This window comes from Hyphomicrobium sp., assembly GCF_019744875.1.
Lineage (GTDB): Bacteria > Pseudomonadota > Alphaproteobacteria > Rhizobiales > Hyphomicrobiaceae > Hyphomicrobium_C.
In genome coordinates this window covers 1-12466 of sequence record NZ_JAIETU010000010.1, presented here as the reverse complement: position 1 = coordinate 12466, position 12466 = coordinate 1, and the positions used below count along the sequence as shown (strand labels likewise).

General features: G+C 56.0%; 11 protein-coding genes. 9 read left to right on the top strand and 2 right to left on the bottom strand.

The annotated features are described in order from the left end of the window. From K2Y42_RS17750 to K2Y42_RS17740, 3 genes are all read left to right on the top strand, one after another. On the top strand, positions 1 to 3058 hold a 3058-nt coding region (locus K2Y42_RS17750), incomplete at its 5' end, for an SbcC/MukB-like Walker B domain-containing protein (protein ID WP_291154977.1). Next, complete coding sequence (locus K2Y42_RS17745) at positions 3055 to 4263, top strand: Wadjet anti-phage system protein JetD domain-containing protein (protein WP_291154976.1); 1209 nt, start codon at positions 3055 to 3057, stop codon at positions 4261 to 4263. The genes K2Y42_RS17750 and K2Y42_RS17745, both read left to right, overlap by 4 nt. Positions 4264 to 4295: 32 nt before the next feature. After that, positions 4296 to 5081: an HNH endonuclease gene (locus K2Y42_RS17740; protein WP_291154975.1), complete on the top strand. Its 786-nt coding sequence runs from the start codon at positions 4296 to 4298 to the stop codon at positions 5079 to 5081. On the opposite strand, the gene K2Y42_RS17735 is transcribed toward K2Y42_RS17740, so the two are convergent. Both K2Y42_RS17735 and K2Y42_RS17730 read right to left on the bottom strand, forming a co-directional pair. Beyond that, a complete protein-coding gene (locus K2Y42_RS17735; protein WP_291154974.1) occupies positions 5078 to 5986 on the bottom strand; it encodes an ImmA/IrrE family metallo-endopeptidase in 909 nt (302 codons plus the stop codon). The genes K2Y42_RS17740 and K2Y42_RS17735 overlap by 4 nt on opposite strands. After that, positions 5987 to 6307, bottom strand: a complete 321-nt coding sequence (locus tag K2Y42_RS17730) for a helix-turn-helix domain-containing protein (protein WP_291154973.1) — start codon at positions 6305 to 6307, stop codon at positions 5987 to 5989. 135 nt (positions 6308 to 6442) lie between these two features. Here K2Y42_RS17730 and K2Y42_RS17725 point away from each other — a divergent pair, with 135 nt between their 5' ends. The 6 genes from K2Y42_RS17725 to K2Y42_RS17700 all read left to right on the top strand — a co-directional run bounded on the left by K2Y42_RS17725 (position 6443) and on the right by K2Y42_RS17700 (position 12004). Further along, positions 6443 to 6682, top strand: a complete 240-nt coding sequence (locus K2Y42_RS17725; RefSeq protein ID WP_291154972.1) for a DUF2188 domain-containing protein — start codon at positions 6443 to 6445, stop codon at positions 6680 to 6682. A gap of 59 nt (positions 6683 to 6741) precedes the next feature. Then, the gene (locus K2Y42_RS17720) at positions 6742 to 7896 is read left to right on the top strand and encodes a hypothetical protein (RefSeq protein ID WP_291154971.1); all 1155 of its coding nucleotides are present in this window, start codon (positions 6742 to 6744) and stop codon (positions 7894 to 7896) included. Next, a complete protein-coding gene (locus K2Y42_RS17715; RefSeq protein WP_291154970.1) occupies positions 7830 to 10151 on the top strand; it encodes a ThiF family adenylyltransferase in 2322 nt (773 codons plus the stop codon). Before K2Y42_RS17720 ends, K2Y42_RS17715 begins: the two co-directional genes overlap by 67 nt. Then, positions 10148 to 11233 carry a patatin-like phospholipase family protein gene (locus tag K2Y42_RS17710; RefSeq protein ID WP_291154969.1) on the top strand — a complete coding sequence of 362 codons (1086 nt, stop codon included), beginning with the start codon at positions 10148 to 10150 and terminating at the stop codon, positions 11231 to 11233. Before K2Y42_RS17715 ends, K2Y42_RS17710 begins: the two co-directional genes overlap by 4 nt. Positions 11234 to 11322: 89 nt before the next feature. Then, positions 11323 to 11697, top strand: coding sequence for a type II toxin-antitoxin system RelE/ParE family toxin (locus K2Y42_RS17705; protein WP_291154968.1), 375 nt, complete (start codon positions 11323 to 11325; stop codon positions 11695 to 11697). Further along, positions 11681 to 12004 carry a DNA-binding transcriptional regulator gene (locus tag K2Y42_RS17700; RefSeq protein ID WP_291154967.1) on the top strand — a complete coding sequence of 108 codons (324 nt, stop codon included), beginning with the start codon at positions 11681 to 11683 and terminating at the stop codon, positions 12002 to 12004. The genes K2Y42_RS17705 and K2Y42_RS17700 overlap by 17 nt, the downstream gene beginning before the upstream one ends. Positions 12005 to 12466: the final 462 nt, after the last annotated feature.

Below are 12466 nucleotides of genomic sequence, written 5' to 3'. Positions count from 1 at the left end.
CTCGATCGCCACGGAAAAGAATCATCGTACGCTCGGTTTGTACATTCTTCCCGGCGTTCGGCTGACGTTGGAGGATCATCTCGGTGCCCTCGATGAAGGCGGGAAAGCCCCTCTGGATTGGCCCACATTTGATGCATTGGCGCGCAGGCTCGCGAAGCAGGCTGGTCGTACACCGACTCTTACTGCCAAGCCGGAGACCTATCTAAACGAACTACTTCATGTGCTCCAGCACAAGGGGCGCACTATCGACAGGGACAAGTTCTTGCGTGCGTTGGCACAGAGCCTGCGCCTCAAGGGAATCCAGAGCGTTAACGACTATCTTCGCGGATATCTTGTCGATGCCCAACCCATCGACAAACAAGGCACCCTGAAACACATCAAGACCGTTCGCGCGCTCGTGCGCCAAATTGAGGAAGTCAAGCAGCAGATTGCACGCCTGACTGACATCGACCGGCGCTTCAACAGCGTGGCAACGCAATACCGTACGCGAGCCGTTTCGACGGCAGTCAGGTTGCTACTTCAAGTCGAGTCCGCAGACCTGGAAGTCGGAAATCTGTCGTCCAAAGAACAGGAACTATCGGGTCAGATCAACGACCTCAACGCTGCCATAGAAGCCCGTACTCAAGAACAGGAAGGTCTTCGCGCCAATCATCAAAATCTGCTCGCCGCCTACAATTCCGATCCCGCATCGCAAAATCCTGAGCATGCGCGCCAATTGCGTGCGGCATGGCAGACAAACGTTGGCAATGCACGGCGCGCAGTCGACCGTATGGCTATGGATGTTCGGGAGGCACTCGGAATTGTGCATGCGGCGAATCGAGAGCCGGACGACGGCACATCCAAGGAACTGAAACGTCTGGCGGCGAAGTGGGAAGCGCGTGCGAAGAGGGGAGATTGCCCTGACCTGGACGCGTTTCCGGAAGCTTTATCGTCGCTAAAGCGTGTTGCAGGAGCACTTCAGACTCTGCGGATTCAGCACGAAGAAGCGGCTACAGCGGCAGCCACGCGGCTCACCAGTGCCACGGAACGTGTCAGGGCGGCCGACAAAGGCATACGGTTGCAGGACTCCGGCGACGTTGCCGCGGCAATGGCAATGTTCAGGGCGGAAGGGATCGAGAGTCGGACCGTCGGAAGCCTGGTCAAAGTAAAAGATATGGCGTGGCAAGGTGCCATCGAATCGTTTCTCGGGCGGAATCGCCATGCCCTCGTGGTTGGGTATGGACGTGAAAGGGAGGCCGTCAGAATTCTGCGCAAAGCTCAGCGTCCTTTGTATGAGGTGACCGTCGTCCAGCCCGCGCACATCCGGAACGACATGGGCCGCAGCTACGACAAGACAGCAGTGGCATCGTTGCTGGACAGCTCGAACGGTATTGCGCTCACGTATCTTCGTCGCCTGTTGGGGCAAATGCGACAAGTGGATACCGAAGAGGAACTTGAACGTCACGAGCGCGCACTGACCCGGGACGGAATGCTCAGTGCGAATGGGGGTACGAGAAGACTCAGGCTCATCCAGTCTGCCGATTGGGTACTCGGTGCTGAGGTCTCCAACGAGGAGCGTCAGGCACTTCGAGCGGAGGTTCTAGATGCTACGCGCGCGGACAAGGAGGCTCGGGAACGACTTCAGATCACCACGGACGCACTTGATCGTGTGACCAGGGTCCTGCGGGAGGTTACGCCGGATCAAATTCAGTTGGCGTACTCCGAACTACACGTGGCTCAACGGTCGCTGGATGGAACGGTCGATCCAGCGCAACTGGATCTGCCGGCGCATCTTCGCGATCTTCAGCGGCGCGTGGATGAGGCCGATCGTGCTGCCAAAGCAGCAGAACAGGCGCTGCGCGAACTCAGCGAGGCGCGGGGCACGAAAACGGGTGTCCTCAATGGGACCAGAACCAGTCTGCAGGCCGCCCAGAGTATGTTGTCGAAGCTGCAGGCGGACTACGATGCGTCAATCACCGACATCGACTATGACGCGGAGACTGCAGCCGCAACCTACGACAAGGCCCTGCGCATTAACGAAGGCGAAGGACCCGCAGCTGCCGTGATTTACCTCGATAGCGAAGTCAAGAACGCCAATGTTCGCATCGTGAATGCGGAGGCAGCGGCGAAGGCCGATTTCAGCGCGTTCATCAATGAAATGTCGATCAGCCTGGTGGAGGAGCGCAGCGACTGGCGGAAGGCTGCTGCCTGGGTCAAGTCGCACATTGGAAAGCTTACGGCTTCCACACTGGTCCAGTACGAACAGGAGGCGTCGCAGGCGCGTGAAGCCGCCAATCAATCCTTCCGGGCTGACGTGGCCTACCGCATGCGCGAAGCGATCAAGCGAGTAGAGCACGACATTGATGATCTGAACCGGATTCTCCGTTCTTGTCCGGAGTTTACGGGCGGCGAAAAATACAGGTTTGTCGCTACTCCGGCACTGGCTCACAAACCGCTCTATGACCTGATCCAGAGCAGTGCGTTTCTTGAAACGGGGTCTTCGCCGCTGTTTGAAGCGGCAGATGATGTACAGAAAAAACTGGTTGCGTTCCTCGAAGCCTGCGAGACCGGATTGGATAAGGCGAACAATCCGCTTGAGGACTATCGGCTCTTATTCAATTTTGACTTGGAGATCCGGGTCGGCGACAAGAAGGTGGATTCACTAAGCAAGCGGCTTGGGGTCGGATCGAACGGTGAACATCTTGTGCCGTTTTACGTCATCGCCGGTGCATCCCTCGCGAATGCATATCGCCTGAAGGCAGGGGATGCGCATGAAGGTGCCGCCGTCATGATCATTGATGAGGCTTTTCACGGATTTGATGCACAGAATGCGTACGTTACGGCGCAGTTCCTGCGTTCACTGGGACTTCAACTGGTGATGGCTGCGCCCGATGCAGACGTCGGAAAGCTAATACCGGTTCTCGATTCCTACTACGACCTCGATCGGTTTGGTTCGGATGTGTTTGCCACCGAGGTGATCGTCAAAGAAGACGCCAGACGCCTCCTGGAAACCGACATGCCCAGTCGCAATCCGCAACTGGTCGCGACAATGGCCGAGAAGTTTGGCAGTGCTGCATGAGTTCCGTTGCGAACGAGGCGCTGCAAAAGCTCTTGCGTAGGGCCGAGAACGCCTATGGTCGGGAGGGAGGAGAGCGCAAGGTTGCTTTGCGGTTCTCGCGCGAATCAATGCCCGCCTATGCGAGGATTGAGACGCACGCGGAGAAGGAGTCATGTCACGGGGAGCTATTGCTCGCCGAACGTGAAGGGGCGATTACCATCGAGTGGGATCGTCGCGCGGGAGAGAAGAATCAGGTCCAGAGAATCGGGTTGGCGGACAGGGGGGCGCTTGCCCGTTTCTTGGGCGTTGTCCCGAGGTGGGAGGCTGTTTCTCGTGCGGCAGATCGGTTCGCACGCTGGAACGCAGAGTACCCGGTGCTGGCAAAGGTAATCGAGCATTGGGGCAGCGGCGCAAAAGTGCGCGGCACCGGCCCTGAAGATGTCGGGGCTTGGGATGATGCGGTAAAGGTTGTCGCACACTGCCGGCTGCAGGTCGCTGCTGATGTGCCGGTCCGACGGTTGAGCGCTCGGTTAACCGGCGACAGTAAACGAATTGAGCAATTGGCCGCGATCATCGATGTTTTGGTGCAAGGCGATGTCGCTGCTCCGGCACGCGATCCGGAAGACGTCTTTAACGAGATCGGGCTCGTAAAGTTTCCGCCAACCTTGCTCATCGCTGGTGCGATTCAGGTGGCCATTGATGGCCGCAATATTGCGGTGGATTCTGCATACCTGGGCTTTCCGCCTTCGGCAATAGCTGGATTTTCTTGTGCGTCTGCGGTCGTCGCACTTCTGACCGTCGAGAATCTCACGACATTTCATGAAATGGTCGCGAGGCGCCACGAAGCGCCGGGCACGATTCTGCTCTACACCGGCGGCATGCCGAGTCCCTCGTGGAAACGAGTTTACAGACTCCTGCTGTTGTCGCTTCCGATTGATGCCCGTGTCTTTCATTGGGGCGATATTGACGCGGGCGGATTTCGAATTGCAGACCATCTAGCAGGCTGTGTTGATGACGCGGAGCGGCACCTCGAACTGCATGGCATGACTCCGGGGGCAATTGGCTCCGATACTGTTACGGTTCGCCGTGCCCTCACGGATGTGGAGATATCGGTGATCGAGAAAATATGTGCGCGCCGAGGATGGGATGCAGCTAGTCAATGGGTTACTGAAAACAGGGTCGCCGTTGAGCAGGAATCATTGCAGGCCGCCTGGACGGAAAACTAGGACAGGTTCCTTACGGGGCGACGGAGAAAAAGTTGGGGCAGCCAACGACAACGACAATCAAGCGACTGTTTGCCCTTTCGGGAAACATTTGTGCATTCCCGGGATGCCAACTCCCAATTATCGAGAGTGGCGGTACGGTAACTGGCGAGATTTGCCACATCCACGCTCGAAACTCGGGCGGTCCGCGCTTCGACGAATCCCAGTCCGACGCAGAGCGAAATGATTTCGACAACCTCATCCTGCTGTGTCGCGCGCACCACAAGGTGGTCGATTCACAAATTGATAGCTACTCCGCAGACGTTCTGCGGGATATTAAGGAGATCCACCAAAACGTAGCGGGCCGGCCGGAGCAGCCAGCCGACAGCGTCTTCGCGAAAATTCTGCTCAACGGTCTGCAACAAATCGATATTAGCGATAACACCGGCAATATTGCAATAAACAGCCCAGGTGCTATCCAGGCACGGACGGTCAATATTAAGTCTGCGCGGAATCACGTTGCCGTTAATGCACCCCCGGGAACCATTGGATCGGATCAGGGACAGAGCCGTTATGTGCAGTACCTCATAAATCGATATAACCAGTTTGCGAGGGAGAACAAGTCGCGATCGACGAAATTCAGCTACGGCGCCATTTCGGTGAACATCGAAAGGCGATATGGGGCGTCCTGGAAATTGCTTCCATCAGAAAAATTCGAGGAGCTTTGCGACTACCTGCAACAGCGGATTCTCAAGACCATTATTGGCAGGTGGAATACGGGCAAAGGGCAGAACTCGTTTTCTACCTACTCGGAGTTTTCAACCAAGACGAGTACGTCCTAGCTCAGTCCGTGATTGACGCGAATGCGATCCAGCAACTCATCACGCGGCTCATCGTCGTGGTCGTCGTGCTGCTGAAATCGTGATGCTGGCCCCTCGTTCGGCAACAGAAGAAGCGAGATGGTGAAGTCGTACTGCTCCGATTGCACTGCGGTTTCCTTGCATGCTTCTTCACTAAACCATGTACCGGCCGCGTGTTCGATCCATCCTGCGGTCGTTCGCCCGGTTCCAGGTTGCGATGCAGCCGGTACGGATATCGGAGGTCCAGATGTTCGAAAAAATGCGCCCGATCGCAATGCCGGTCCGCTAGAACGCGCCCAGAGTATGTAACCATCGCGCGAGACGACGAGCACAGCACGACGCTCCGTGTACTCAATCCATTTGAGTGTCGCGGCGATCAGGGATACGTCATATCGCGACGCGCAATGGCCAAGCATTTCCAGATCGACTTCGTCCTTGGGGGCAATCTGTCGTCTGAAGTCGTCAAGCGGCATCAACAGGTATGACGCGAAGACATTCGCCTGATATTCAATTTGACCGTACTGGGAATCCCAACGAACCACGTCTTGCTCACCACACTGCAGTCCGGTCGGGTAGGCTCTCCGGTGAAGCAGGTAGTGCCCGAATTCATGAGCGAGCGTGAAATTGATTCGGCCTCGTGAACGGATCGCGTTGTTGTAGATAATGCCCCAGCCGTTTTTCCCCGACGGGGAGCGCACGAGTGCACCATCGAATTTGGGTAAGACGTCGCCGGCAACCAACGTTATCGGATCTTCCGGAAAGCGCTGGCGCGAATATTCACGGGCGACTTCCGTGACATTGATCGGAAAGTGTTCCGAGCCCAGTACGGTGTTGAGGACTTGGGATATTTCGATCGCCCATCGCTGCGGGGACAGCGTCTCGGTCATTTAGTCCTTTTCCCAGACATCGACGATGGATCTGATTTTTGCCTTGACCTCGGGATCAAGCTTTCGATACTTGCGGTAGAACGCTTCGTCGACGACGCTTTGCGTCGGGTTTTCTTCGGCGGTGTCCAGTAAGAATTCGGGGGTCACCCCTAAGGTTGCGGCGATTCGCCCGATCTTTTCCGCGGACGGCCGCGGCATGTTCTTGTTCTCCAACTCCCAGATATAGCTCTTGCTCGATTCTGTGAGTTCGGCGAGCTTTTCTAGGGTCAGTCCCTTTTCCTTCCGTAGCTGGCGAATCTTCTCGCCTAGCGGTGTAGCCATGCAGAGCTTCCTTTTGAGTGTTCGGCGGGTTCGGGAAGACAATACAACAAATACTTGACTAGCGGAAGTGGCGGGTGCTAGGATGTTTGGGAAAGACATACTTTTTCTACCATTATCAGGAAAGCGAGGCCCAAAATGGCAGCGAAGAAGGGACCCGAAACTCATCATGTAGTACCTGATCCCAGCGGTGGGTGGAACGTGAAGCGGGGAGGGGCCGAGCGCGCCACCAGCCACCACAGCACGAAGCGTGAGGCAATCGAACAGGGAAGGGCTGTCAGCAGGTCACAACAGACAGAGCTGAGGATCCACAACCTGGACGGAAAAATCAGTAGCAGCGACAGCCACGGTCATGACCCGAATCCGCCCAAAGGCTGATTAGGCCAGCGCCGACGACATAGACATCTTGCGACAACCCACTTGCGAGGGAGTTTGACGTGCCCGAATCCCACATGATTACTTTCTATCCGGTCGGCAACGGCGACACCACGCAAATCGCCTTGTCTGGTGGCCGCCGTGTTCTGCTTGACTTCTGTCATCGCGAGAAGGGCGAAGGTTCCGACTCGCCGGAGATTGATCTCAAGGCGCGATTGAAGGAGGAGTTGGCCAAAGCCAAACGCGACTACTTCGATGTCGTCGGATTTACCCACGCGGATCTTGACCACATTCAAGGCAGCACGTCGTTCTTCGAGCTCAAACACGCCGCCAAATACCAGGGCAACGGGCGTATAAAGATCCGAGAGTTGTGGGTCCCGGCTGCCATGCTTCTTGAAGAGGCAGGTAATGATGAGCAGCAGGAGGAATTTGTTCTTCTCCGCCAGGAAGCCCGCCACCGTCTACTCGAAGGGAAGGATATTCTCGTTTTTTCCAAACCGCAGGCGTTGATGGATTGGCTGGAGCCCAAGCTGAAGGAACGGGGTGAGGCTGTCAGTGCTCGCGACCACTTGTTTATTGACGCGGGCAGTTTGGTTCCCGGGTTTTCCCTCGATCGGGACGGGGTGGAATTTTTCTGTCACTCGCCCTTCATCAAGCATTGTGACGAAGGCGACATTATTCGCAACAGCGCTGCCCTGGTATTCAACGTACGCTTTCGCATCGGCAGTGCGCACTATGACTACCTCGCCGTCGGGGACGCCAAATGGGAAGACCTGGAAGATATCGTCAGCACGACTCGATATCACAAGAACGACGACCGGCTTTCCTGGGATCTGTACAACATCCCGCATCACTGCAGCTACCTGGCTTTGAGCGACGAGAAGGGTGATAGGGAAACTGTTCCGAAATCTCTTGTTAAAGAGCTCTTGCTGCAAGGCAAGCGGGATGCCTATATCGTGAGCAGCAGCAAGCCTATCCCCGACGCGAAGGACTCGTATTCAGAGGTGCAGCCACCTCACATTCAGGCGCGCAAAGCATATGAGCGCGCCCTCAGAGATGTGGGAGGACGGAAATTCATCGTGACGATGGAAGAGCCTAACGCGAATCGTCCCGAGCCGCTTGTGTTTGAAGTGGGGGCAGGCGGAATGACTTGGCAACGATCGGGGTCTCTCGGGGCGCCGGCGATCGTGCTTTCAAGGCCGCCTCGCGCAGGATGATGGCGGAAGATTTCCATGAGTTCATCGATGTTGTTGAGGTCGGTGACGTCAATGCTCTGACTATTGCTAGGGCGCGCACGCTTTGCGAAGCCGTTACGCATCAACGCGACTACTCAATCGTACGTTTGCTTAGGCACGGCCCACCAGAAGCACCGAAATACGAGTGTGTCGTGGTCGACGTCGAGGTTGATGGTGTTCCTCCGAAAAACCCGTATGGCATAGCGTATCGCGAGCGCTTGGCGCTTTGCGTGCCGTCGAACCCGGCGCAATTGGTCGAGGTTCGCGCACTTCGAAAGTCCTTCCCTGTCCTGATGCATCAAAATCAGGGTGTTCCGGGCGAAGCCGCAAGTCTCTGCTTATATTTTGAGCAGCCGGCCGCGGTTCTGCGCACGTGGACCCCGCAGGGCTTTCTTCGCCGTATTCAGTGGTGGCTTGAAAAGAGCGCCAGGGGCGAACTGCATCCGGCTGACCAGCCTGTGGAGAATTTGTTTTTCGCAACGAAATACGAGCTTGTGCTGCCTTGGAATTTCGAGGATCTGCAAAGGGACACAACAAGGCGTTTCGTAATACACCGGGGCGAATCGCGGCCGGATCACGGGTTTACATGCTTCGTCGAATCCGTGCACCAGAATGAACATCCCAATGGCCACTTGCTATCCCATATAACCCTGGAGCTTCCTCCGATCGTGCATGGTTTCGTGGAGCGCGATCCACAAACACTGGGGCAACTCGCTGAGCTGATGGCCGGGCGCGGTATTGATATCGTACCGTTGTTACATACGGCGCTGGGTAGTCGTGTCGGTGCGCAGGGAGTGGCGGAATCGGCGGATGACGCCTTTACGGTGATTCTCCTGCGCATTCCGATTGCGCGAGTGGCGGGCGGAACTCCCGAGGGCGTGTCGAACAGAGCATTTCTGATTCCCGTGGGTACTGTGAAGCTTGGTGTCGAGATGGGATTGCTGCATAAGCATGAGCAACGATATTTCAAGGTGCCCTTGCTTAACGGTGACACAACAGCGACCGCCTGGCGTTCGGAGCAAATTTTTCCGATGGATGTTCGGCGTCGGAATGATGCGGCATCTGCAAGACACCAATCCGGAATCGCCGACATCGGACCAGTTGGTGTGGTGGTCGGGGGCGGTTCACTTGGTAGTGCGATGCTTAATCTTTGGGGGCGAAGTGGGTGGGGAAATTGGACGGTGATCGATAACGACCACGTGAAACCCCATAACCTCTCTCGTCATCACGCCTATTCACAGCATGTTGGCGTGACAAAGGTCGCCGCAATTGCTCAATTGCACGATGCCGTGATGCAAGGTGCGACCCGCATAACACCGATATGGGGCGACGCAAGCGATCCCGGCAATGCCCAGATTGCCTCCGCAATTGCCGAGGCGAAGCTGGTCGTTGATGCTTCTACCACGCTCGAATATCCCAGGATGGCAAGCCGGAGTGACACAGCGGCGCGTCACATGTCCGTCTTTGTCCTACCGAATGGAAACGCGTCAGTACTTCTTGCTGAAGACGAATCGCGGGCGCTGCGTTTGAGAACTCTCGAAGCGCAATACTACCGCGCGGTCATCCAGGAGGAATGGGGGCGAATGCATTTGGCTGGCAATCTGAGTTCGTTCTGGAGTGGCGCGAGCTGTCGTGATATCTCGCTTGTAATGCCATATTCAAAGATCTTGGCGCATGCATGCACCTTGGAAGAGCAAGTTCGCAGTGCTTTCGGACGATCTACCGCATCAATTCGGGTTTGGCAACGCGACCACGTTAATGGACGCGTCGATGCCCATGACGTGCAGATATACCCGGAGCAGCGCTTTGCTTTTGATGACCTTGATCTATTCATAGATGAAGGTGCGCAGTTGCAACTTCGACAGTTGCGACGCGATTGCCTCCCCAAGGAAACGGGAGGCGTTTTGCTTGGATACTACGACTTTAATATCAAGGCCGCCGTAATCGTTTGCGGACTGCCCGCTCCACCTGATAGCAGCGCCGGCCCTGGCTTCTTCGAAAGGGGTGTCCAAGGGCTTGCAGATGCAGTGTTGGAGGCGTCAAGACGCACGGCTGGCGTAGTGGGTTATATCGGCGAGTGGCATAGTCACCCGCGCGGTCATTCGGCGGCGCCAAGCCGTGATGATCTTATGCAAATCTTGCACCTCGCAATGGGCATGTCGCTTGATGGTCTGCCTGCGATTCAGCTGATTGTTGGCGAGGGGGATATTCAGGTCATTCAGGGTACTTTGAAATGACAGATGCGGCCCGAGGTGCAGCAATTGCATTGGCGCTTTCGGGCGGCGGGATACGCGCAATGGCGTTTCACCTCGGTGTATTACGGCTGCTCGCAGAGCGTCGTCTACTAGAGCGGGTGGAGAGAATCTCGACAGTTTCTGGCGGTAGTCTTCTGGTTGGTCTGCTGCTTCAGGAAGGTGGGCTTCGTTGGCCGTCCTCCGATAGCTTCGCTTCTACGATCTACCCCCAACTGCGAACCAAACTGACTAGCCGCAGCCTTCAGTGGGGAGCAGTCAGGCAGTTACTATGGCCAAGCAACCTTCGATTTTTGTTGTCGAGGGCAAATCTGCTATCCATGGCATTGCAGCGAGAGTGGGGCGTTTCTGCTCGACTCGCCGAACTCCCTGATATTCCCGAGTGGTCAATCAATGGAACGACTGCCGAGAGTGGGAAGAGATTTCGGTTTAAGCGGACTGACATGGGGGACTACACGCTCGGGTATGCCTCTCCAGGCAACTTCCCGCTGGCAAGCGCGATGGCGGTTTCGGCAGCTTTCCCGGGAGGCTTTGGTCCGCTGAAACTCGATGCTACGCATTTTGAGTGGCGGCGTAGAGCTTGGGATGCTCCCGCAGGCAGCGAGGAACGGGTGGATATCGGCCACAAGTCGTTGCACCTTTACGATGGCGGTGTGTACGACAATTTGGGGCTTGAACCCTTCTTTGATTCGGGCAGAGGCGTATCAAAGCATCCTGCTATCGCGATTCTGGTTTCAGATGCCGGTGCACCGCTCCGGACGGGATTCTCTTACTTTGCCTTAAGTCCGTTCCGTCTCAAGAGGGTCGCGGACATCATGTCCGATCAAGCACACGCTTTGCGTGTCCGGACGTTCTCCAGCTATCTGCAGAAGGGCTCCGGACGTGGCGCGTTTTTTTATATTGGCATACCGTTCGGCTCTGCCGCGTCCTCCGACTTGGCGTTATTCGCCTCATCGTTTCCGACAACACTGCGGCGACTCAATTTCTCCGAGTTCGATCGCCTTGCGGACCATGGCTATTCCGTGGCTAGTCAAGTGGAGCAGGAATTCGGCCTTCCAGTCGCCTAGGTATTGAACTCGCAGATGACGTCCAGCAATTGATGTCGACTTGCTATTTATAGCACTCAGTGCTATAAATAGCAGGCGAAGGAGTATGAGTGACGATCTACATGACTCGTTGGTTCGAGCGCTGGGCTCGAAAGCAGGACTTGGGCGGACGTGTCCTCTGCAAGGCGGTAAGTGAAATGCAGTCCGGTCTCTATGAAGCGGACCTTGGCGGAGGTTTGTTGAAAAAACGAATTGCGCGGCCGGGACAAGGTAAGAGCGGTGGCTATCGCACTCTCGTGGCAACGAACAAGGGCAACAAGTGGTTTTTTGTCTTCGGATTTCCGAAGAATGTCCGGAGCAATATCGACAAGGATGAGGAAGAGTCTCTGAAAAGGTTGGCCTCGCATCTGTTGTCGTTATCGGCGCCGGCGTTGATGACCGCGAAACATGCGGGCGAATTGATGGAGGTTGATTGCGATGCGTAAGACGAAATCGCCAATTCTTGAGGCAGTCCATGAGACCGCGAAAGGTCTTCACGCTGCGGGCGTGATGGATCAAGTCACGTTGCGAGAGTTCGATCGCATGTGTCTTCCCCCGGTTGAGCCACTCTCGCCTAGCAAGATCAGGAAGATCCGGGAACAGTCTCGTGTCAGCCAGGCGGTATTCGCGGCATTGCTGAATACCAGTGTTTCGACGGTCCAGAAATGGGAGATTGGACAGAAGCGCCCCACGGGAACTGCGCTGAAATTGCTTCACCTCGTGCAAAAACGCGGCCTTGAGGTTGTCGCATAGAGTGGTTTCGCGACACGAGAAGCAGGTAGCCTTGCTAGTATTTTGGCAAAGGCGGGGCGTTAGTAACTTTGGATCGCTCACGTGACGATAAATTTACTGGCGAAAATGTTCCGTGCGCCAAGGTGTTAGATGATTTGGTGCCGGTATTTTTTTGCCGATGATTCATCCGAGGATATGGCCTGTCTACTATGTCAAAGCGCGAAGCGAGAACCGATAGATGTCGATACATCTCGACAGCGGGCGATTGTGGAAGTGCCGATTGTTCTCGATACATGTAGATAGATAGTGAAAGCCGCGAGAGGGGATGCTTGTCAAAATGACGGTGAATATGTCGGCAGAAATATCGTTTTGGAGTACTGCTTCCAAGCCGATCAACGGCTTATCGAAGCCGGTCATTATTGAGTGGGAGTAACGCTCCGGAGGGCGGAGCAGGGGCCCCGCATGGCGGGGATGCGACCCCGA

What these genes read in the sequence shown, in the direction of transcription:
- K2Y42_RS17745 (WP_291154976.1), top strand. Translation starts at nt 3,055, where the DNA reads ATGAGTTCCGTTGCGAACGAGGCGCTGCAAAAGCTCTTGCGTAGGGCC.
- K2Y42_RS17735 (WP_291154974.1), bottom strand. Translation starts at nt 5,986, where the DNA reads ATGACCGAGACGCTGTCCCCGCAGCGATGGGCGATCGAAATATCCCAA.
- K2Y42_RS17730 (WP_291154973.1), bottom strand. Translation starts at nt 6,307, where the DNA reads ATGGCTACACCGCTAGGCGAGAAGATTCGCCAGCTACGGAAGGAAAAG.
- K2Y42_RS17725 (WP_291154972.1), top strand. Translation starts at nt 6,443, where the DNA reads ATGGCAGCGAAGAAGGGACCCGAAACTCATCATGTAGTACCTGATCCC.
- K2Y42_RS17710 (WP_291154969.1), top strand. Translation starts at nt 10,148, where the DNA reads ATGACAGATGCGGCCCGAGGTGCAGCAATTGCATTGGCGCTTTCGGGC.